The following is a 19,846-nucleotide window of genomic DNA, read 5'->3' as shown; positions in this document are numbered from 1 at the left end:
TTGCCTCGCGGGCCGTACTCCATTCGTGATCTTGAAGATCGCCCTCACTCTGACGGTGTCGGCGTCACATCGCTGCCCGAGCCCTTGACCGAGGACTTCGCGCGGTTCTCGGCCCGCACGGCTTTCCGTCCGCGGACGAACCCGGTCGCTGAGATCGCCGCCGACAACAGGGCGTCCTCACCCTTGACGAACGGGTGGAACCCGACGCCTGCGCCGCCGCGGCCCTTGACGGGGATATCGGCGACTTCGGTGACCTTCCAGCTCTTTTCGGACGTCGAGAAGATGGCCTCGCCGTTTGCGCAACTGATCGGCAGCGCGGCGATCACGGTGTCGTCGTCGCCGGCCAGCTTCACGCCGGCCACGCCATTGCCGGCCGCACCCTGAGGGTTCACCGCGGCGGGGTCGATGCGCAGGATCTTGCCGCGCCGCGTCACCAGCGCCAGGTGATGGCCGGGCGCCATCACCCCGGAGCGCAGCAGCCCGGTGATGTCCGGCGCCACCGGGATATCGCGGATCTTGAACGGCAAGCCGTTGCCGTTGGTGAACTTGACCCGGCCGTCGGTCCACACCGCCCAGCCCAGACCCGAGGTGAGCAGGTCGCCGTGGCTGTCGGAGAACACGCCGCGGTCGTCAAGGCGCCAGGAGGTGTTGACCTTTCGCTCGCGGGGACCATCCTCGTCGGCACCTGAACTGGTCGGGGTGGCTTCGGAGTCCAGTACGGTGCGCCGGTCGAACTCGGGGCCCTTGAACAGTTTCGCGGTCTCCACCAGCTCCTTGTCGATCACCTTTCGGCGCGCATCGGGGTTGGATACCAGTTCGGTCAGTTCGGCGAACTCGGCGTCGAGTTTGTCGGCTTCGGCCTGCAACTCGATCACGTCGAGCTTGGTCAACCTTCGAAGCTGCAGTGCCAGAACATAATTGGCCTGCTCTTCATCGATCTCGAACCGCTTCTGCAAGCCCTGCCGGGCATCGTCGACGGTGTCGGAACCTCTGATGACCGCGACAGCAGCGTCGATGTCGAGGTGGATCTTCATCAGGCCCGCCACCAGATGCCGGCGCGCGGTGACCTTCTCCAGTCGGTACTCGCTGCGGTGCAGCACCACCGAGTCGCGCAGGTGCAGGAATGCGGAGATCAGTTCCCGTACCGACCACCAGCGCGGTACCCGGTCCTCATCGAGGGCGACCAGGCTGGCGGCGAACGTGGACTCCAGCGGTGTCAGCGCCAGCAGTTGCTCGCGGATGGTCTCGGCGCTGTGGCCGCGTTTGGCGGTGACGACGATGCGCAGCCCGTTGCGACGGTCGGTCAGGTCCGACATGTCGGCCACTCCGGGCAGCTCGCCGGACTCGACCATTGCCCGGATCCGGTCCTGCACAGTGTTACTCGCGACGCCGGGTGGCAGCTCGGTGATGATGCAGTTCTTGCCTTCGACCGACACCGTGCCGCGCACTGTGAACAGGCCGCGGCCGGTGGTGATGTACTCCCGCAGGCCGCTGGTGCCGATAACGGTGGCTCCGCAGCCCCAGTCGGGGCCGGGGATCAGCTTCATCAACGTGTCGTCGGTCGTGTTCGGCCGGGCCAGCAGGGCCCGGCAGGCGGCCATCACCTCACGCGGATTGTGCGCGGGCACCTTGGTGGCCCAGCCCTCGGCAATACCCATGGCGCCGTTGCAGAGCAGTACCGGCCACTGGGCCGGCAGCATCGTCGGCTCGGTCCACTCGCCGTCGAACGTCTGCACCATGGGTACGGCGTGGTCGTCGAGTTCGGCGGTCAGTGCGGCACCGGGAGCCGACAGTCGCATCTCGGTGTAGCGGTCTGCGGCGGGAATGTCACCCTGGATCCGCGGGAACGCACCTTGTCCGTCAATGACTTTCACACGCTGGAACTCGGCGGCCATCAGCGCCGCGGCCCCGTACATCGACGCGCCGCCGTGCGGGTGCAGGTTACCGGTGACCGCCGAACAGATCTTCGAGGACTTCTGCGGCTTGTTGCCGGGCAGCAGTTTCGATTCGTGCATCTGGTAGAGCAGGCGGCGCTGACCCGGCTTGAGCCCGTCGAAGGCTGAGGGGATGGCGCGGTCGCTGACGCTGTAGAGCGCAAACGTCAGCTGGTAGTGATTCCAGTAGTCATCGGCGCTCTGGTCGAGCACCAGGTCGGGATTCTGCTCAGGGAGGTCCAGGGTGGCAGTCACAGTGTTTTCCTACGTCCTAGGTCAAGTCGAGCGCTGCGGTGTCGACGCGGGCGGCAACGTCGGCCATCCAGGTGCGCCGGCCCTCCGGGGGCCCGCCGAACAGGGTGTGGTGCAGCTTGGCTTCACCGTCGTCGAGATTTACCCGAATCACGGTGCGGCGCTGCGGATCCAGGACGGTGTTCCAGAAATCGTCGGCATCCATCTCACCGAGACCCTTGTTGCGCTGCACCTCCACCTTGCGTTTGGAGGTGGCCTTCAATTTCGCCACGGCGGTGTCACGCTCGGACTCGTCCTGACAGTAGATCCGCTCCTGACCGTCCTTGACCACGAACAGCGGCGGCAGCGTCACGTAGACCATCCCGGCCTCGACGAGGGGCCGGTAGAAGTCGAGGAACATCGAGATCAGGCTCGAGTTGATGTTGCCGCCGTCGGGGTCGGCGTCGGAGGCGAACAGGACCCGGTCGTAGCGGCACAGTTCCGGATCGCAGTGATCACGCACGCCGCAGCCCAGGATGCGTTCGATCGAGTCGAATTCATCCTTGGCCCGCGCCTTGCTCAGGGCGAACCCATAGACGTTGGGCGGCTTGCCTTTCAGCGGGAAGGCCGCCTGGAACGTGGCGTCGCGCGCCGCTTTGATCGTGCCCAGCGCGGAATCGCCCTCGCACAGGAACAATTCGGCGCCCGAGCCGCGGCCGGTCTCCCGGCTGGGCAGCAGCTTCGGCGGCAACGACAGGTTCGTCCCCAGCCCCTTGGCTTTCGATGCCGCGCGGGACCGGGCCTTCGCGCCTTCGGCGCTGCGCCGGGCCCGGGCGGACTCCAACGCCAGCTTCGTCCACAGCGACACGGCGTCGTTGTTGGCGGGGTTGGCCGCCCAGATGGTCACGCTGCGTGCGACATCCGGGGCCATTGCCACGTTCAGCGACCGCGAGGACACCGCCGTCTTGGCCTGTGAGTCCCAGGCCACGTCCGGTGCGCGGGTGTCCACGGCCAGGGCGGTGACAGCGACGAAGTCCTGTGGTTCCGGGCCGTCCTCGCCCTTGGCCAGACCGAGGTCGCGGATGCGGGAGGCACGATCGGCCAGGGCCTCGGACAGTCCCTTCATCGCGGCCGTGAGGTGCGAGCCGCCGTTCGGGGTACGCACGGTGTTGCAGAACGCGGCCACGGTGGCCGGCTCGGCCGGACCCGCGGTCAGCGACCAGCGGAACGGGGTCGGGCCGCGGCCGGTGGTGTACTCACCGCGGCCCTCCACGACGGCACGCACGCCGGGTGCCGGGTTGCCTGTGGTGGTGCACATCAGATCCAGCAGGGTGTCGGTACCCCACGGGCCGTTGAACTGTTCGAGCAGGACCGCTGGAATCTCCGTGCCGGGCCAGCCCTCGTCGGCGACGATCAGGTGCACACCGGGCGACATCCGTGCCGCGGCGTGGGCGCGTAGCAGCACCTCGCCGATGTCGACGGTCGAGTCCGGCACCACCGTCGGGTCGAACAGGATGCGCACCGTGGTGCCGTGGGCGTCGGGCTTGCGATTGCCGGTGCCGCGCAGTTTCTGGGTGTCCGAGCGGGTGAACTCCGCGTTCGGGTCGAACCCCTGGCCCCCGGAGCCCTCGAACACACCGGGGTAGCCGCCGCCGAAACTCTGCAGGTAGGTCTTTCCGGCTCGGCGCACGGTCACGTCGGTACGCGCGGAGATGAACACCGCGGCCGCGGCGCCGATGCCGTTCAGACCGGCGCCGGTGCTGGTGGCGTCGGTGTGCGCGGAGAACTTGCCACCGGCTCGCGCGGTGCCCAGGGTCTTGACGATGCCGTTCTTGCCGGTGGGGTCGGAGTCGACGGGCAGGCCGCGACCGTCGTCGGCGACGCTGACCGAGCCGTCGGCGTGCAGGGTGATGGTGACCGTGGACCCGCCGTGGCTGGGATCGGCGACCTCTTCGATCGCGTTGTCCACCAGTTCGCGCAACGCCGTGTTGAGCACGTCGAGACCCAGGTTCACCGCCGGCCGCAGGCGGGTGTGCTGGACATCGTCGAGCTCGGTGATGTCTGCGGCGTTGTAACTCACTGCTGGTCCTTTCCCACCAGGGCCGATGCCGGAGCGATCGGTTCCAACCGCTCGCTGTGGGCGGGCGGCCTAAACATTCTCCCCTGGGAGGCAGACAGCCTCCGACAGCCACGGCCGAAAGAATGGGCGCCGAATCATCACTCGATGCCTCGGGGATTGTGCCGGGCTGATCCGCGCACTGACAAAAGTCATCTGGGATTGAGATGACTGTAATTCATGATCATCGTCGGACTTGATCGGTGGCAGCCACCTCGGCTGCCGGTTCGCTGGGTGCTACGTGATCGACCAGAACTCCAACAGGGTCCGGATGGTCGCCACCAGTGGGAGCGGTTGATCCAACATCGGGTGGTGGCCGGCCTCGGCGAGTTCGACGAACGGGCCGCGTAGTTGCAGCATCGACCGGATCTGGGCGGCCATCTGGGGCGGAACCACCCCGTCCTCGCACCGCAAATACCCGACCCGGCAGGGGATTCGGGCGAAGGTGTTCTCCAGGAGCTCCTCGTCGGTGGACGTCTCGTCCATGAGATGGCCGCCGAAGATGTCCGGGTCGAACTTCCACACCCACCCGTCGTCGGTCTTGCGCACGGATTGCACGGCGATGTGGTGACCGATGTAGGGCAGCGTCACATCCTGCTTCGGTACCGCCCGGAATCGGGCCAGGATCTCGTCTTCGGTGGAGTACCCGGCGGTGTCGCGGCGACGGTTGCGCAACCGGACCTCCTCCGGGGCGCGATCGCGCAGCGGCGAATCGATGACCAGGATGCTGTCGATCTGTGCGCCGTAGCGGGTGGCGGCCGAGGCGCCGACCCAGCCGCCCATGCTGTGGCCGACGATCGTGGGCCGCGCCGAGGATCCGGAGGCTTCCGATGCGGCGAGGACCTCCCGCGCCCAGATCGACAGGGCATATTCGGTGCGGGCGCCGCTGTCGCCGTGCCCGCTGAGATCGGGAGCGATTACTCGATGGGTGGCGGCGAAGAACGGGGCGATGTGATCCCACCAGCCGGAGTGGGCGCCACCCCCGTGGACGAACACCAGCGGCGGATTATCCGGATCGCCCCAGGTCCGCACATGGATGGCGCAGCCGTCGACATCGATTGTCGAGTGTTCGGCCGTCTGTTCCAGCGCGGCGGTGAACCACGTCGGCGCATTGGCCGTCGGGTGGGGGACCTCTGAGGGCACTCCACGCCGGAACATACGGTTCACCTGCTGATTCTGTCTCATCGCCGGAAACGGATCGAGACCCGCCCCGGCGAATCGTGATTCGAGGGGCACCGGCGAACGGCGCTCAGGACACCGCGAGGCTCGTCCCGAGCGCGATCATCATCACCGCGATCAGCCCGTCGAGGATGCGCCAGGTCATCGGCGTGGCGAACAGTCCGGCCAGTCGGCGGGCTCCAAGACCAAGTCCGGTGAACCACACCGCACTCGCCGCCACCGCGCCCGCACCGAACAGCCAGCGCTGGTCGTGATGTTCGTTGGCCAGCGATCCGAGCAGCACCACGGTGTCGAGGTACACATGCGGGTTCAGCCAGGTCAGTGCCACGCAGGTGACCAGCACCTCGGCCAGGCGAGTCGGGGTGCGCTCGGACGGATTGAGCGTCGACGGCCGGAACGCGCGACGCGCGGCGAGCACGCCATAGCCGATCAGGAAGGCCGCGCCGCCGAACTTCGCTACCGCCATGGCGTCGGGGTGTGCGGTGATCAGGGCGCCGACGCCGGCGATGCCGGCGGCGATCAGGATCAGGTCGGAGACCGTGCACAACGCGATGACAGCGACGATGTGCTCCCCACGGATGCCCTGACGCAACACGAAGGCGTTCTGTGCGCCGATCGCGGCGATCAACGCCATAGTGCTGAGGAATCCGATGAGCACAGGTGAAGCCATGCGTTCGAGGCTATGGACGCGCGGAGATCAAGTACAGCTAATGATTCTTCATGTGCATTAGCAGTGCTTATGGATGCCGCTGATGGTCACCGTCGAGATTCGTCGACGATGTGCCCGGATGAGCTCGAGCGCGGCCAACCCGTCGGAGGTCTCTCCCACCAGCCGCATCCCACTACCGCGCAGGGCCTCGGCCCGCACTGCCCGCGCTGGCGAATCATCTGCCACCACAACCCGAATCGCGACCACCGCTGCCACCTTCCCGCGCATCGTCACCTTGTGCACTCCGTCACCGCCGACACCGAACGTGCCACGACGTCACTGAACTTGAACCTGCACACATGCCCAGGGCCGTCAGCCAGACAGGTTGCGATGCCAGCCCGAGCCTGCGACGGGCCGCGCAATTTTGCGACCTCAGATGTGGCCGCTGCTGTGCGGGCCGGAGCGGGGTCCGTAGCGTTCGGCGTAGGCCTGGTGAATGTGCGCATTCTTCTTGCGTGAGAGCTCGTCGATGAGGGCCGGGTTGAGGCCGTGCTTGACGAGCATGTGACGCCGCCAAATCTTGTTCAGCGCGTGGGAGAAGTAGACGAACGGGATGAAGATGGGCACGGTCATGCTGGCGTGCAGGTAGAGCGACATCGGGATGAACCAGATAGGCGCCAGCACGAGGATCGCGGGGATCGCGACGCGGGCCATCATCCGGACCGTGGCCCCTGGACCCGCCAGGTCGTTGGCCACCCAATCGCGCATCGAGTCGGGTAGCCGCTTGCCGTAGCAATACCCGATGTACTGCAGCGGGCCCGGCTTCGTTCGTTGAGTGTCACCACGGGACATGGCCGAAGAGTAACGCCCATCTATGATGGATTGCGAATCTCCTCAATCCATCAATCGTGAGTAGGGGTGCTGTGGTGGTCGGCAGTGTTCTGGATGGTCGCGAGCGGCCGTTGTACGAGATCAAGGCCAACCTGTTCAAAGCGTTGGCGCACCCGGCGCGGATCCGGGTGCTGGAGATCCTGTCTATGAGCGAGGACCCGACCCCGGTCAGTGCGATCCTGGCTGCCAGCGATATCGAACCGACCCTGCTCTCGCAGCATCTGGCGGTTCTCAAACGTCATCACGTGGTCAGCGGGCACCGCGTCGGCAACGCGGTGTACTACACCCTTGCGCACCCGAAGATCGCCGAACTGCTACTCATCGCCCGCTCGTTCCTGGCCGATACCCTTGCGGCTCAGCGTGATCAGCTCGAGGCCGTCGGTTCACTACCACCTATCGGAACACCGCAATGATGGGCGCTGCCCGTGACAGCGTCGTCCGGCTTCTGCCCAGGCGCGCGGACTACACGGGCCTGGCCCGATCGTGGCGCCGCGACGCGATGGCCGGTCTCACGGTCGGGGTAGTGGCACTGCCGTTGGCCCTGGCGTTCGGTATCAGTTCCGGAGTGGGAGCGGCCGCCGGACTGGTCACCGCAGTCGTGGCCGGGGTGGTGGCCGCGGTGTTCGGCGGCTCGCATGTGCAGGTATCGGGCCCGACCGGAGCGATGGCCGTGGTGCTGGCACCGATCGTCACCCATTACGGGCTGGGCAGTGTCGCGCTGGTCACGGTGCTGGCCGGGGTGATCGTGGTGATCGCCGGCATCACGGGCCTGGGCCGGACGGTGACCTTCATCCCGTGGCCGGTGATCGAAGGCTTCACTCTCGGCATCGCTATCATCATTTTCCTGCAGCAGGTCCCGTCCGCCCTCGGGCAGCCTGTTCCGCAAGGGGAGTCCCCGCTGATCGCCGCGGCCGCGGTCGCCTCCGACGCAACCTGGGTAGCGGCGCGACCGGCACTGGTCGTCGTGGCCCTGGTGGTGGCGCTGATGCTGGTCCTACCGCGGCTGCACCCGGCGGCGCCGTCGTCGCTGCTGGCCGTGATCGCGGCCACCGTCCTGGTAGCCGGCTTCGGCCTGCCGGCCACCGCTATCGGCGCGCTGCCGTCACAGTTGCCGGTGCCGGTGTGGCCGCACGCCGATCTGGCTGTGCTGCATACGCTGTTCGGTGCCGCGTTAGCGATTGCCGCGCTGGCCGCGATCGAATCGCTGCTCTCGGCGCGGGTGGCAGCCACCATGTCATCGACCGGGCCCTATGACCCCAACCGCGAACTGATCGGTCAGGGACTGGCCTCGGTAGCCTCCGGGGTGTTCGGGGGGATGCCCGCGACCGGCGCGATCGCGCGTACCGCGGTCAACGTGCGATCCGGGGCGCGAACCAGGGCGGCGGCCATCGTGCACTCGATACTGCTGCTCGCGGTCGTCTACCTGGTCAGCGGCCCGGTCGGGGCGATCCCGTTGGCTGCGCTGTCGGCGGTGTTGATGGTGACGTCGTGCCGGATGATCTCGTGGCACACGGTGATGCAGATCCTGCGGTCCAGCCGCTCCGGCGCGGCGACCTTTGTGCTGACTGCCTCAGTCACGGTGTGTTTCGATTTGATCCAGGCCGTCGAGATCGGTATCGCGGCCACTGCGCTGTTCGCGTTGCGCACCCTGGCACGCCGCAGCAGCGTTGTCCGCGAAGACTTACCCGGTCCACCGTTGCCCGGTGATGAGCAGATCGCCGTGCTTCGGCTTGACGGAGCCATGTTTTTCGGTGCCGCAGAACGTATCTCGGCCTCCATCGTCGATGCCCACCATTCCGACACCACGGTGGTGATCATCCGGCTGTCCCAACTGGGCATGCTCGATGCCACCGGCGCCCACACCTTGGCGCAGATCGCCGAGGACCTCGAAGCCCGTGGCATCACCGTCATCATCAAAGGTGTGCAACGTGAGCATCGAGACCTGCTCACCAACGTCGGCATCATCGAATCGCTGCGCCACGAGAAACACCTCATCGACACCCTCGATGACGCCATCGCCCACGCCCGCACCCACACCAATGTCCAGCCCACGTCGCCCACCTGAGGTCACTGGGTCGGCGCCCACCCAGCCGATCGCGACCTCACCGACCAGGACAAAGGAACCCTCGATGAACGATACCGATCACCCCTCCGCCTCCGAGGACGCGGACGTACACACCGCCGCTGTCTACCGCGCCCCCGACGGCCCGGCCGCGGGCCCCGCCGTGTCCACGGCGACAGCAGAATCGGGGGCCGGCCTCGGCTCGGGTGCGCTGGTGGTGACCCGCGGTCCCCAGATGGGCGGCCGGTTCGAGCTGCCCCATCCCGTCACCGTTGCCGGCCGTCACCCCGACGCTTCGGTGTTTCTCGACGACATCACGGTCAGCCGCTGCCACGCCGAATTCCGCTGGCTCGACGGCGAATATTGGGTGGTCGACGTCGGCAGCCTCAACGGCACCTACGTCAACCGCGTCCAGATCCAATCCCGACCTCTATCCAGCGGTGATGAAATACAGATCGGCAAATTCCGGCTCACTTTCACCTGCCAACCGCAACCTGACCTACCCACATAGTGCTGCAATCGTCTCGTTCTCAGGTTCGCCATTTGGATGGAAAAGCTTGTCCGCCATCGAGTTTGACAATTGACAGCGGCAGATGATGTTTGGCGCCGCGTCCCACTTCAGCGGGAAGTCGGACCTGGCGTTGTGTCGCTCGGCGTCCCCGGCCTTGGTGGTCGGAGGTTGAGTGTGCGCCTGGCCGCGGTGACCAGTTGGTCGTAGAGCTCGCGGTCATCGACGCCGTCGAAGTCCACGCCGACGGCCGCCGAGATGCCGGCCATGACGATGGCGGCGCGCACCTGGCCGCCCGCACCGGGTTCGGCGCCGGCGAGCAGATTCGCTTGGCGTTTCACGATCGCGCGCCATTGCGGTTGTTGGCGTAGGAGTTCGGCAACGCCGGGGTCGCCGGTGAGGATGGGGAACAGGTCGCGGTGCGATACCGCGAGGGCCACATAGCCGGCGAGCATCGATTCGGCTTGTGCGCGACTCCCGCGTTGGGCTTCGGCAGTCTCCACGAGTTCGACGAGCTCACCGATGACAGGCTCCATGATGGTGCTCAACAGCTCGTCGCGAGTACGAAAATGGTGGTAGATAGCGGATTTCGTCAGACCGAGCTCATCGGAGATCATTTGCAGCGAGGTACCGGCGACGCTGTGTTGCCTGAACAGCTCGATGGCGGCGTCGATCAACTTCTGGCGGGTCGTGCCGCCGGCGCCCGGTGCGGGACCGTTCACCGGGGCGCCCTAAATGTAGCTTTGCTAACAATTTCCCTCAGGCTGACCATTCGTAAAGTATATGCCTGTACGATTGGTCAGTAACCAGCTGTACGTTTGGTCAGTAAATCTGTGCCAAGTGGGTCAGCTTGCCTCAGCCCAGTCGAGGAGCACTCCATGCCGTTGAACACCGCACCGCAGCAGACTTCGCACGAGACGTCCCCACTCGAGGGCGTCGACTTCTTCCATGACTCCACGCTGGTCAAGGACCCTTACCCGGTCCTTGAGCGCATGCGGACCGCCAACCCCGTGCTGCACGAACCGTCACAAGACGTCGTGGTCGTCACCGGATACGACGAGGCGTTGGCCGTGCTCGGCGACCATGAATCGTTCTCGTCGTGCAACACGGTGACCGGCCCGACCCCAGGTTTCCCGGTGCCTCTGGAGGGGCTCGACGAATCTGAGGTGCGGGCGCTCATCGAGGCACACCGCGATGAGTTGCCGTTCAGCGACCAACTCCCGTCGTTCGACCCGCCGACGCACACCGCGCACCGCTCGCTGCTCAGCCGACTGATCACCCCTAAACGGTTGAAGGAGAACGAGGCGTTCATGTGGCGCCTTGCCGATCAGGTGCTCGAACCCTATGTGGCTGATGGTGGCGGCGAGTTCATCCGCGCCGTCGCGAATCCCTTCGCGCTGCTGGTCATTGCGGATCTCCTCGGCGTGCCCGAGGCGGACCGTCCCGAGCTCACCGAAAGGCTGGCCGGGGATAACTCGCTGGGCAGTACGGATGACGCCGTGATGCAGCATGCACCGCTGGAGTTCCTCTACACCCGGTTCACCGACTACATCTCGGAGCGGCGCCGCGAACCCCGTGGTGATGTCATGACCGAGATGGCGCAGGCCACCTTCCCGGATGGATCGACCCCGGAGGTCATCGATGTGGTGCGGGTGGCAGCCAATCTCTTCTCGGCGGGTCAGGAAACCACGGTCCGGTTGCTGTCCTCGGCATTGAAGATTCTGGCTGAGGATCCCGAACTCCAAGAGCGGCTGCGCCGTACCCCCGACCAGGTCTCGAATTTCATCGAGGAGGCGCTGCGCTTCGAGAGTCCGATCCGAGGTGACTTCCGGCTCGCCCGCGCAACGACGACGGTCGGCGGTGTCGCGATTCCCGCGGGCACTGTGGTGATGGTGCATTACGGTGCGGCGAACCGTGATCCACGCCAGTTCGACAACCCCGACGTCTTCGACCTGGACCGGCACAATGCCCGGCGGCACATTGCCTTCGGACGCGGTGTCCACAGCTGTATCGGCGCGCCACTGGCCCGAGCCGAGGCGAAGGTGGTCATCCAGCGGCTACTCGCGAGCACCAGTGCGATCGAGATAGACGAGGTCCGGCACGGAGCCGCCGACGCACGGCGCTACGACTACGTGCCGACCTACATCCTGCGGGGTCTCACCGATCTGCACCTCAACCTGACCCCTGCCGCAGACACGGAAACGGCATCCCGATGAGGGTTGTGGTCGACGACGAGCTGTGCCGCGGACACGGAGTATGCGCGGCGCTGTGCCCGCAGGTGTTCACCCTGACCGACGGAGGCTACGCAGAGGCCATCGTCACCGACATCCCTCCAGCGCTCGAAGGTGCCGTCGCCGAAGCGATCGACGGCTGCCCGGAGCAGGCAATCCGCCTTCCCTGACCGTTTGGCGTCCCACTCAAGGAAAGAGCAATCATGTCAATAGATTTCGATCGTCGCGACCGCACCGCATTCGACCTGTCAGGCAAGGTGGTGGTCGTCGTGGGCGGCGGGCAGATGCCCGGCCCCAAGATCGGCAACGGCCGGGCCACGTCCGTCGTGGCGGCACGCCACGGCGCTGAGGTGGTGGTAGTGGACCGCAACCTCGCCGCCGCACGGGAGACGGTGGACCTGATCACCGCAGAGAACGGCAAGGCGTATGCCCTTCAAGCCGATGTGGCCGAAAAAGATGATTGTCAACGCATCTTCGACACCGTGATGCAGAACAGTGGTCGCGTCGACGGGATGGTCTACAGCGTGGCGATCAACCCGCCGTTCGACCGGGTGAACAACTCGATGAGCGCCGACGACTTCAACCATGGCATCAACGTGAACATGTTGGGCTGCTACTACTGCAACCTCTTTGCGGCCCAATGCATGGAGAAGAACGATGGCGGTTCCACCGGCAGCATCGTCAACTTTTCGTCGATCGCTAGCATCAAGAACGAAATCGGGCTCAACATCGGGATCATGCCTTACGCCCTGGGCAAGTGCGGCCTGAACTACATCAGCGAACTGACCGCGGCCCAATACGCCGGCGCCGGTGTTCGTGCCAACACTCTGATGCTCGGCCCGATCGACTCGACGCTGGGCAACACAGATTCCCAGTCGCTGTTTGGATTCGAACCCGATGAGGTCGACGAGGCCTACGCCGACGTGGTGAAACTGAAGATGGGCCGGGCCAGCGCATGGGAAACCGGCTATGCGGCCCTGTATCTACTGGCCGACGAGTCACGGTTCATGACCGGGCAGCAGATCCGCTTGGACGGCGGCGCCACGCTGGTGCGATGAGTCCCGGAAAACTATGTACGACACGACTTCTTCGAAGGGGTCGCCACGACGGCCGTAGGGGTTGTCGAAAGGCCGCCATGGCGTGCTTCTGCATCTCGGGAACCCCGGATTCACCCGGTCTGAATCCGGGGTGCGTGTGAGGAACGGCTGGTTCTCACAGCGATGCCCACAGGCGCGTGATCGGAAGCTAACACTGGCCGTGGCTTGGCGACACAGGTGGGAAATATTGCGGTCCTAGCGTTCCGGTGTTCCTGACCGTGTTGCGAGGAGTCCGATGACCTACGTCAAGCCCCCGGAGTTGATCACTGCGATGGTCGATGCCGGGGAGTCCAAGATCTTCATGTCCACGCGAGACACCCTGATTCGCGCCTATATGGCCGGCGCGATCCTTGCGTTGGCGGCTGTCTTCGCGGTCACGATGACCGTGCAAACCGGCCATGCGATCATCGGTGCATTGCTGTTTCCCGTCGGGTTCTGCATGTTGTACCTGCTCGGCTACGACTTGCTGACGGGTGTGTTCGTCCTGGCTCCGCTGGCCTGGATCGACCGGCGCCCCGGAGTGACTCTTGTTGGGGTGCTGCGCAACTGGGGTCTGGTGTTCGTGGGCAATTTTGCCGGTGCATTCACCGTCGCGGTATTGATGGCTATCGTCTTCACCTACGGTTTTTCCACCGCTCCGAACGAAGTCGGTCAAGCCATCGGCCACATTGGCGAGGGCCGCACACTCGGTTACGCCGAACATGGACTGCCCGGAATGCTGACCTTGTTTGTACGCGGTGTGCTGTGTAACTGGATGGTGTCGACCGGGGTGGTCGGTGCGCTGCTCGCCAAGGATGTCACCGGAAAAGTGATCGCCATGTGGATGCCGGTCATGCTGTTCTTCGCGATGACCTTCGAACACTCGGTGGTCAACATGTTCTTGTTTCCGTCAGGCCTGTTGCTGGGCGGCAACTTCACCTTGCTGGACTATCTGGTGTGGAACGAAATCCCCACGGTGGCCGGAAATCTGGTCGGGGGCTTGGCCTTCACCGGGCTCGCGATGTATGCGACGCATCTGCGGACCGCGCCCAAGCGTACGGTGCCGGCCGCTAGGAAAAGGGCGGTCAAAGCAACTGCGTCGCCCACTGCGTGACAGGCATCGTATGTGAAACCGTGTCGGCCCGTGCTGTCCCGGACCGCAACCTGCGACCCTGCCATCGATGGCGGTGAACCTTTGGTCCCCGTTGGGCGTATACCTCCGGGTACTGGCCCAACATGCATAGGTAGGTCGCTCATGGTTCGCAGATCGGTCGTTCACTCGTCACGGCGTAGCGGTGTGGTCACTCGACGCAGCGTTGTCCTCGGTATCGCGGCCGTCGGCGGTTTCCTGGCCGCCGACCTGGGTGCGGTGCTCTACGCACGCGGTCCGCTCGGATCGCGGAGCAGGCTGACCCCTCAGGCGTTCGTCGACGCGTTCCATGAGGTCGCCGGGGTTCATCGGGGCTATCGGCTGAACCATGCGAAAGGCATTGCGGTCAGCGGTTTCTTCGACAGCAACGGTGCCGGTGAGGAAGTGACCAAGGCCGCTGTTTTCCGGGCCGGCCGCACTCCGTTGGTCGGCCGGTTCTCGGTGCCGGGAGGCAACCCCACGGTGTCCGATACCACCGCTGCCCCACGCGGCCTGGGGTTGGCGATCGGATATCCCGGTGGCCGGCAATGGCGGACCGCAATGCTGAACCTGCCGGTATTCCAGGACAATTCGGTGCAGGGTTTCTATGACCGCTTGCTCGCCTCCAAACCGGTGCCTGATACCGGGAAGGCGGATCCCGCCGCCATGGCCCGTTTCTTGACCGCCCACCCCGAAACCGCCAGGGCGATGTCGACGATCAAGCAGCAACCCCCCACCTCGGGTTTTGCCGACAGCACCTTCCGGGGGCTCAACACCTTCTACTTTGTGAACGCGGATGGCGACCGCGCACCCGTGCGATGGTCACTGAGCCCGATGCGGGAAGTGAAGCCACCCGACAAATCGTCGAGCAATCCGAACAGGTTGTTCGACAGCGTTATTCGCGATATCCGCACCGGGCCCCTGCGCTGGCGGTTACTCGTGACGATCGGCGAGCCGGAGGACGACGTGCGCGATGCCACCATCGCGTGGCCGGCCGATCGGCGCACGATCGACACCGGGACCGTGGTGCTCGACTCCGTCGCGACGGAATCGGCTGGGAACGCCCGCGATGTCAACTTCGACCCCATGGTGCTGCCGGACGGGATCGAGCCCTCGGACGACCCGCTGCTGCCCGCACGCTCGGCGGTGTATGCGGCATCGTTCCGCCGACGCGCCGGCGTTACGGGAGCCGCGCCGCAGGTCGAAGACGGGGAGGTGGCGCAATGATCGCGTCGGTTACCCGATCCGGCTCCCGCTACGCCGTCAGCACCCGCGTTCTGCACTGGTTGGCCGCAGTGCTCGTGTTCAGCACACTGGTCGTCGGATTCCTCCTGGCGAACTCCCTGGCCGACTACGCGGTGCTCCTCAGCGTGCACAAAGCTCTCGGTGCCCTGGTGTTCCTGGTATTCGTGGTCCGTCTGATCAACAGGCTCACTGATCGCGGGCCCGCCCTGCCTGCCACGGTCGGACGGGTCGAGCGCATCGCCGTCATCGGCTCGGAGCTCGGCATGTACGTGCTGCTGCTGGTGCAGCCGCTGCTGGGGTGGGCAATGCTGTCGGCGAGTGGAGTCCCCGTCGTGTTGGGCGGCGTACGGCTGCCACCGATCGCCCCGATGGACGCTGAGCTGTTCGGCCTGCTTCGCAACGGCCACTCGGTCGTTGCGTACGCCCTGGTCGTGATGATCGCCGCGCACGTGTCAGCGGTGCTCTTGCACACGCTGACACTGCGCGATGGCATGCTGCGCCGAATGACTTTCGGGGGCGATGAACTTCTTGAGCTCCCTCGGCGTACGTAAGCCCGTGGATATCAATCGGATGAGAAAAACTGTTGGTGCGGGGCTGTTTTCCGCCGGCATGGTGGTCGGACTCGGCACGGCGGGTTACGCACACGCCGAGGAGCCCGTCACACCGGCGCCCGTCACTGCGACGCAGACATCGGATCTGGGCGAGATCATCGTCGACGCGCAGGGAATGACGGTCTATGCATTCGAAGGCGATACTCCCGCCAGCAGTGGATGCGGCGAGGGTTGCCTGAAGAAGTGGCCGGCCGTCCTCGCCGCCGACCCCCTGCCGGCGCAAGCGGCCGGCGTTGATGGAGTATTGGGTGTGTATCTACGTCCCGATGGCACCCGCCAGTTGACCTTGAATTCGCACCCGCTCTACACGTTCGTCCAGGACACGACTGTCGGGCAGCACAACGGCGTGGGTAAGGAATTGGGCAACTCCAAGTGGGGGGTTATGCAATCTGACGGGGTTCCGCGGTACTGAGCCGTGTTGAACCGTCCCCGACGTCGCCGGTCGCCAGCCGCACAGCTTGGTCGTGCGGCTGACGACCAGCTCTTGACCACGCTGTACACCGTTCACGGCGATGCCGTCCGGCGGTTCGTCGCGGGCCACGTCGTCGACGTACAGCACCGTGAGGACGTCGTTCAGGAGACGTTCGCGCGGGCCTGGAAGAACATCGACCAGATCGACACTGACGGCAATCCCAGATCGTTCCTGTTCACAGTCGCCCGCAATGTCATCGTCGATCAATGGCGGCGAAGGTCACGGCGAGGCGAGGTGCTCGTGGACACCGATATGGCAGTGCCCAGCGCTGATGCCGTCAACAAGTCCTTGGAGCGGATCGTCATCGGTGAATCCCTGCAACGGTTGTCCCCCGAACATCGCGACGTCGTCAAGGCGCTGTACTTCGACGACCTCACTCTTGCTGAAGCGGCGGATAGGCTCAATGTTGCTGTGGGTACCGTGAAGTCACGCAGTTACTACGCAGTGCGCGCGCTGCGGGCGGTGTTCGACGAGATGGGGCTGCTGTGATCGACGAACCTCATATCCTGCTGGGCGCCTACATTCTCGGCGGCCTCGACGCCGAGGAGCGCGGACGGTTCGAGGCACACCTCAGAGAATGCGCGCAATGCCGCGCTCAAGTCTCCGATTTCGCTCCCCTTCCGGCACTCCTGAGCAAAATCGACCCCGCAGATCTGGACACCGACCCCGCCGACCGTGGCGAGTCGGAAGCGGCCCTGCACGACATGCTCGCTGCGCGACGTGTGGCAACCAAGCGTCGCACCAGCCGCCGGGTGGCGCTGGCTGCGTGCGCCGCGGTACTCGGCGCCGTCGCACTGGTGTTGGTCATCCCGCGCGGCGATACGCCCCCTCCGGGGACCGGCACCTTCGCGATGCATTCGGTCGCCGCCGCAGGCGCCTCCGGGTCGGTGACCCTGACGCCGAAGCCGTGGGGGACCGCCATCGTGCTGGATCTGAAACAGTTGCCGACCGACGGCGTATTCACGCTGCGGACGATGGACGACAGCGGACAGATGCAGCCGGCCGCCACCTGGGCGGCAATGCCGACCGGGGCAGGGGTTGTGCAAGGGGCGACGTCGATTCCGATGCCGAAGCTACGAAAGCTGAACATCGTCGACGCCAACAACACGGTGCTGGCCAGCGTGGAACGCTGAACAGCTCGACAATCACATCGTCGAGTTGCAGCACTGCTCGACGACGTGGGACAGCCGTATGAAACATCGATTCAGGATGAGTCCACGTCAGCCTCGTTTGCGTCGATGACGTGCGCCCGCGAGCCGATGACCTCAGTGCACACGGCTCAACGGCCCTGACCGCGAGGCTTGTCGCAGGCGCCACCTCTCGACAATGAAGTAAACATTTACTATCTTGTGCTCGGCGAGGTTCTGCAACACCCGGCAGTGGTCACCGGCCGCGGCCGCGATTCGAAGATTTTGCTGAACGTAGAAGTACCCGAGGCGCGCAGTGGCGATGCCATACAACTCGCGGGCCAAGAATTGAAAGGAATCTGTCGTGCTCCGGACTATCTATGACGAGGACCATGAAGCCTTCCGCAAGACGCTGCGGGCCTTCATCGAGAAGGAGATGCTGCCGCATTCCGAGCAGTGGTTCGAAGACGGCTTGGTGCCCCGTGAGCTGTTCCGCAAGCTCGGGGAACTGGGCTACTTCGGAATCGAGGTGCCCGAGGAATACGGCGGCGCAGGTCTGGAGACATTCAAGTACACGGCCATCCTGGCCGAGGAAGTCATCGGCGCCGGCACTGCGATCGGTGGCGGCAGCGTCCATGTCGAACTGTGCCTGCCCTACTTGAAGGCGTACGCCACCGAAGAGCAGAAGCGCCGCTGGTTTCCCGGGTTCATCACGGGCGAAACGATGTTCGCCATCGCGATGACCGAACCGGGCGCTGGTTCAGATCTGGCGGGCATGAAGACCACCGCCCGCCTGTCAGACGACGGCAGTCACTACATCCTCAACGGGGCCAAGACCTTCATCACGGGTGGAGTGCAGGCCGACCGTGTCATCGTCTGTGCACGCACCTCCCCGGCAACGGAAAATGATCGGCGCCACGGTATCTCGCTTCTCGTGGTGGACACCACCCTGCCCGGATACACGGTGGGCCGAAAGCTCGACAAGATCGGACTGCGCACTTCCGACACCGCGGAGCTGTCCTTCGTGGACGTAGCTGTCCCGGTCGAAGACCTCCTGGGGGAGCAGGATCGTGGATTCATGTACCTGGGACATAATCTCCCGCGCGAGCGCCTGGGCATCGCCGTCGGCGCTTTTGCCCAAGCTCGAACAGCCGTCGACCTGGCCCAGAACTACACGTTGGAGCGCCAGGTTTTCGGTACACCTGTCGCCAAATTCCAGAACACCAAATTCGAACTTGCCACGTGCAAAGCACACGTTGATGCCATGGAAGCAGTCATCGACCGCGCCATCGAGGCAATTGACGACGGAATGTTCTCGCCCGCCGAGGCCGCCTCGGTCAAGCTGTTCTGCACCGAGACAGCATCCGTGGTGATCGACAAGTGCCTCCAGTTGCACGGCGGCTACGGCTATATGAACGAATACCCGATCGCTCGGCTCTACACAGACAACCGTGTGAATCGAATCTACGGCGGCACGAGCGAAGTGATGAAAACCATCATTGCCAAATCGATGGGACTCTGAGCCGGTTGGGCAACAGAAGCAAAGCCGCCCGCACATCACATTGAGAGGAATTCAGGGATGAGTAACGGATCTTCTCGGACTATCCTGCAACGGTCCCACACCCCGAACGGGGCGCAGATCGCGGTGCTGACCATCGACCATCCGCCGCTCAATCTGTTCGATCAGGCGATGATGGAATCGCTGCGGACGCAGGTGGCCGGCATCAGCGCCGACTGCCCTCGCGCTCTGGTTATCCGCGCCGAGGGGCGCATGACCTCGGCGGGGGTCGATGTCAACCTGTTCTCCGGCCTGGACTCGCACCAGGCCGCAGCGATGTGGCAGGGGTTGCTCGACGACCTGATCCAGCCGATTGAACAGTTGCCGTGTCCGGTGATTTTCGCCGCCAATGGGCTCACCTTGACGGCGGCGTTTGAGATCGCCCTGGCAAGCGACCTCATTCTGGCCACCCCCGACGCTCAGTTCGGTCTCATCGAGAGAACTGTCGGACTCACCCCATCGATGGGAGGCCCGCAGCGCTTGGCTGAACGGGCCGGATCGGGACGCGCTCGCGAACTGATCATGACCGGGGCAACGTACGACGCTGCAACGATGGCTGCTTGGGGCGTGGTCAATACCGTCTGCGACAACATTGACGAGGCCGCGACCACCCTGGCGCATCGGCTCGCCGACGGTCCAACCTTGGCGCATGCGGCGACCAAGAGATTGATCGCCGCGTGGCGCACCGGAAGCGTCGCCCTGGCCGACGAGCTCACCCCCGCCGTGTCTGGATCCCTCTTTGAGACAAACGATCTCAAATCCGCTGTCGCCAACTTCCTGGTCGACGGGCCACGACACGGCACGCACTACACCGCAACATAAACCGC

21 protein-coding genes are annotated in these 19,846 nt (G+C 65.0%); 14 read left to right on the top strand and 7 right to left on the bottom strand.

Going from position 1 to position 19,846, the window contains the following annotated elements:
* Positions 1–44 precede the first annotated feature (44 nt).
* From JOF57_RS23410 to JOF57_RS23385, 6 genes are all read right to left on the bottom strand, one after another.
* Positions 45–2,189, bottom strand: a complete 2,145-nt coding sequence (locus tag JOF57_RS23410; RefSeq protein ID WP_209920605.1) for a DNA gyrase subunit A — start codon at positions 2,187–2,189, stop codon at positions 45–47.
* 16 nt (positions 2,190–2,205) lie between these two features.
* Complete coding sequence (locus tag JOF57_RS23405; RefSeq protein WP_209920602.1) at positions 2,206–4,245, bottom strand: toprim domain-containing protein; 2,040 nt, start codon at positions 4,243–4,245, stop codon at positions 2,206–2,208.
* 273 nt (positions 4,246–4,518) lie between these two features.
* Positions 4,519–5,439, bottom strand: a complete 921-nt coding sequence (locus tag JOF57_RS23400) for an alpha/beta fold hydrolase (protein ID WP_209923664.1) — start codon at positions 5,437–5,439, stop codon at positions 4,519–4,521.
* Between the two features lie 91 nt (positions 5,440–5,530).
* Positions 5,531–6,130 carry an L-lysine exporter gene (gene lysE / locus JOF57_RS23395; protein ID WP_209920600.1) on the bottom strand — a complete coding sequence of 200 codons (600 nt, stop codon included), beginning with the start codon at positions 6,128–6,130 and terminating at the stop codon, positions 5,531–5,533.
* Positions 6,131–6,187: 57 nt separating this feature from the next.
* Positions 6,188–6,403: a hypothetical protein gene (locus JOF57_RS23390; protein ID WP_209920597.1), complete on the bottom strand. Its 216-nt coding sequence runs from the start codon at positions 6,401–6,403 to the stop codon at positions 6,188–6,190.
* Positions 6,404–6,541: 138 nt separating this feature from the next.
* Positions 6,542–6,961 carry a DUF5313 domain-containing protein gene (locus JOF57_RS23385; RefSeq protein ID WP_209920594.1) on the bottom strand — a complete coding sequence of 140 codons (420 nt, stop codon included), beginning with the start codon at positions 6,959–6,961 and terminating at the stop codon, positions 6,542–6,544.
* A 74-nt stretch (positions 6,962–7,035) separates the two neighbouring features.
* Between JOF57_RS23385 and JOF57_RS23380 the strand changes: the two genes are divergently transcribed.
* The 3 genes from JOF57_RS23380 to JOF57_RS23370 all read left to right on the top strand — a co-directional run bounded on the left by JOF57_RS23380 (position 7,036) and on the right by JOF57_RS23370 (position 9,573).
* Positions 7,036–7,413, top strand: a complete 378-nt coding sequence (locus tag JOF57_RS23380; RefSeq protein ID WP_209923662.1) for an ArsR/SmtB family transcription factor — start codon at positions 7,036–7,038, stop codon at positions 7,411–7,413.
* On the top strand, positions 7,410–9,065 hold the full coding sequence (locus JOF57_RS23375) for a SulP family inorganic anion transporter (protein ID WP_209920592.1): 1,656 nt from the start codon (positions 7,410–7,412) through the stop codon (positions 9,063–9,065). The genes JOF57_RS23380 and JOF57_RS23375 overlap by 4 nt, the downstream gene beginning before the upstream one ends.
* A gap of 64 nt (positions 9,066–9,129) precedes the next feature.
* Positions 9,130–9,573, top strand: coding sequence for an FHA domain-containing protein (locus tag JOF57_RS23370; protein WP_209920589.1), 444 nt, complete (start codon positions 9,130–9,132; stop codon positions 9,571–9,573).
* Positions 9,574–9,680: 107 nt separating this feature from the next.
* Here the strand turns inward: JOF57_RS23370 and JOF57_RS23365 are convergent, their stop codons facing one another.
* On the bottom strand, positions 9,681–10,292 hold the full coding sequence (locus JOF57_RS23365; protein ID WP_209920586.1) for a TetR/AcrR family transcriptional regulator: 612 nt from the start codon (positions 10,290–10,292) through the stop codon (positions 9,681–9,683).
* A gap of 156 nt (positions 10,293–10,448) precedes the next feature.
* Here JOF57_RS23365 and JOF57_RS23360 point away from each other — a divergent pair, with 156 nt between their 5' ends.
* The 11 genes from JOF57_RS23360 to JOF57_RS23310 all read left to right on the top strand — a co-directional run bounded on the left by JOF57_RS23360 (position 10,449) and on the right by JOF57_RS23310 (position 19,841).
* Positions 10,449–11,786, top strand: coding sequence for a cytochrome P450 (locus tag JOF57_RS23360; RefSeq protein WP_209920584.1), 1,338 nt, complete (start codon positions 10,449–10,451; stop codon positions 11,784–11,786).
* The gene (locus JOF57_RS23355) at positions 11,783–11,971 is read left to right on the top strand and encodes a ferredoxin (RefSeq protein ID WP_209920581.1); all 189 of its coding nucleotides are present in this window, start codon (positions 11,783–11,785) and stop codon (positions 11,969–11,971) included. The genes JOF57_RS23360 and JOF57_RS23355 overlap by 4 nt, the downstream gene beginning before the upstream one ends.
* A gap of 33 nt (positions 11,972–12,004) precedes the next feature.
* Positions 12,005–12,859: an SDR family NAD(P)-dependent oxidoreductase gene (locus JOF57_RS23350; protein ID WP_209920578.1), complete on the top strand. Its 855-nt coding sequence runs from the start codon at positions 12,005–12,007 to the stop codon at positions 12,857–12,859.
* A gap of 274 nt (positions 12,860–13,133) precedes the next feature.
* Entirely contained in the window at positions 13,134–13,991 is an 858-nt protein-coding gene (locus JOF57_RS23345) for a formate/nitrite transporter family protein (protein WP_209920575.1), read from the top strand.
* A gap of 141 nt (positions 13,992–14,132) precedes the next feature.
* Positions 14,133–15,233 (top strand): catalase family peroxidase, encoded by a 1,101-nt coding sequence (locus JOF57_RS23340; protein ID WP_209920572.1) that lies wholly within the window; start codon positions 14,133–14,135, stop codon positions 15,231–15,233.
* Positions 15,230–15,802, top strand: a complete 573-nt coding sequence (locus tag JOF57_RS23335; RefSeq protein ID WP_209920569.1) for a cytochrome b — start codon at positions 15,230–15,232, stop codon at positions 15,800–15,802. The genes JOF57_RS23340 and JOF57_RS23335 overlap by 4 nt, the downstream gene beginning before the upstream one ends.
* A gap of 19 nt (positions 15,803–15,821) precedes the next feature.
* On the top strand, positions 15,822–16,274 hold the full coding sequence (locus tag JOF57_RS23330) for a COG4315 family predicted lipoprotein (RefSeq protein WP_209920566.1): 453 nt from the start codon (positions 15,822–15,824) through the stop codon (positions 16,272–16,274).
* A 3-nt stretch (positions 16,275–16,277) separates the two neighbouring features.
* A complete protein-coding gene (locus JOF57_RS23325) occupies positions 16,278–16,823 on the top strand; it encodes a sigma-70 family RNA polymerase sigma factor (protein ID WP_307870089.1) in 546 nt (181 codons plus the stop codon).
* On the top strand, positions 16,820–17,467 hold the full coding sequence (locus JOF57_RS23320; protein WP_209920560.1) for a zf-HC2 domain-containing protein: 648 nt from the start codon (positions 16,820–16,822) through the stop codon (positions 17,465–17,467). The genes JOF57_RS23325 and JOF57_RS23320 overlap by 4 nt, the downstream gene beginning before the upstream one ends.
* A 358-nt stretch (positions 17,468–17,825) precedes the next feature.
* On the top strand, positions 17,826–18,983 hold the full coding sequence (locus tag JOF57_RS23315) for an acyl-CoA dehydrogenase family protein (RefSeq protein ID WP_209920557.1): 1,158 nt from the start codon (positions 17,826–17,828) through the stop codon (positions 18,981–18,983).
* Between the two features lie 57 nt (positions 18,984–19,040).
* Positions 19,041–19,841 (top strand): enoyl-CoA hydratase/isomerase family protein, encoded by an 801-nt coding sequence (locus tag JOF57_RS23310; RefSeq protein ID WP_209920556.1) that lies wholly within the window; start codon positions 19,041–19,043, stop codon positions 19,839–19,841.
* Positions 19,842–19,846: the final 5 nt, after the last annotated feature.

The sequence above is a fragment of the Mycolicibacterium lutetiense genome, from assembly GCF_017876775.1.
In the GTDB taxonomy this organism is placed as follows: Bacteria; Actinomycetota; Actinomycetes; order Mycobacteriales; family Mycobacteriaceae; genus Mycobacterium; species Mycobacterium lutetiense.
Note: the sequence above shows the minus strand (reverse complement) of the source record. Positions and strands in the feature narration are given on the sequence as shown.

Coding starts and splice junctions, on each gene's coding strand:
- JOF57_RS23375 (WP_209920592.1), top strand. CDS start 7,410: ATGATGGGCGCTGCCCGTGACAGCGTCGTCCGGCTTCTGCCCAGGCGC.
- lysE (WP_209920600.1), bottom strand. CDS start 6,130: ATGGCTTCACCTGTGCTCATCGGATTCCTCAGCACTATGGCGTTGATC.
- JOF57_RS23310 (WP_209920556.1), top strand. CDS start 19,041: ATGAGTAACGGATCTTCTCGGACTATCCTGCAACGGTCCCACACCCCG.
- JOF57_RS23400 (WP_209923664.1), bottom strand. CDS start 5,439: ATGTTCCGGCGTGGAGTGCCCTCAGAGGTCCCCCACCCGACGGCCAAT.
- JOF57_RS23350 (WP_209920578.1), top strand. CDS start 12,005: ATGTCAATAGATTTCGATCGTCGCGACCGCACCGCATTCGACCTGTCA.
- JOF57_RS23360 (WP_209920584.1), top strand. CDS start 10,449: ATGCCGTTGAACACCGCACCGCAGCAGACTTCGCACGAGACGTCCCCA.
- JOF57_RS23385 (WP_209920594.1), bottom strand. CDS start 6,961: ATGTCCCGTGGTGACACTCAACGAACGAAGCCGGGCCCGCTGCAGTAC.
- JOF57_RS23370 (WP_209920589.1), top strand. CDS start 9,130: ATGAACGATACCGATCACCCCTCCGCCTCCGAGGACGCGGACGTACAC.
- JOF57_RS23335 (WP_209920569.1), top strand. CDS start 15,230: ATGATCGCGTCGGTTACCCGATCCGGCTCCCGCTACGCCGTCAGCACC.
- JOF57_RS23340 (WP_209920572.1), top strand. CDS start 14,133: ATGGTTCGCAGATCGGTCGTTCACTCGTCACGGCGTAGCGGTGTGGTC.
- JOF57_RS23345 (WP_209920575.1), top strand. CDS start 13,134: ATGACCTACGTCAAGCCCCCGGAGTTGATCACTGCGATGGTCGATGCC.
- JOF57_RS23330 (WP_209920566.1), top strand. CDS start 15,822: ATGAGAAAAACTGTTGGTGCGGGGCTGTTTTCCGCCGGCATGGTGGTC.
- JOF57_RS23355 (WP_209920581.1), top strand. CDS start 11,783: ATGAGGGTTGTGGTCGACGACGAGCTGTGCCGCGGACACGGAGTATGC.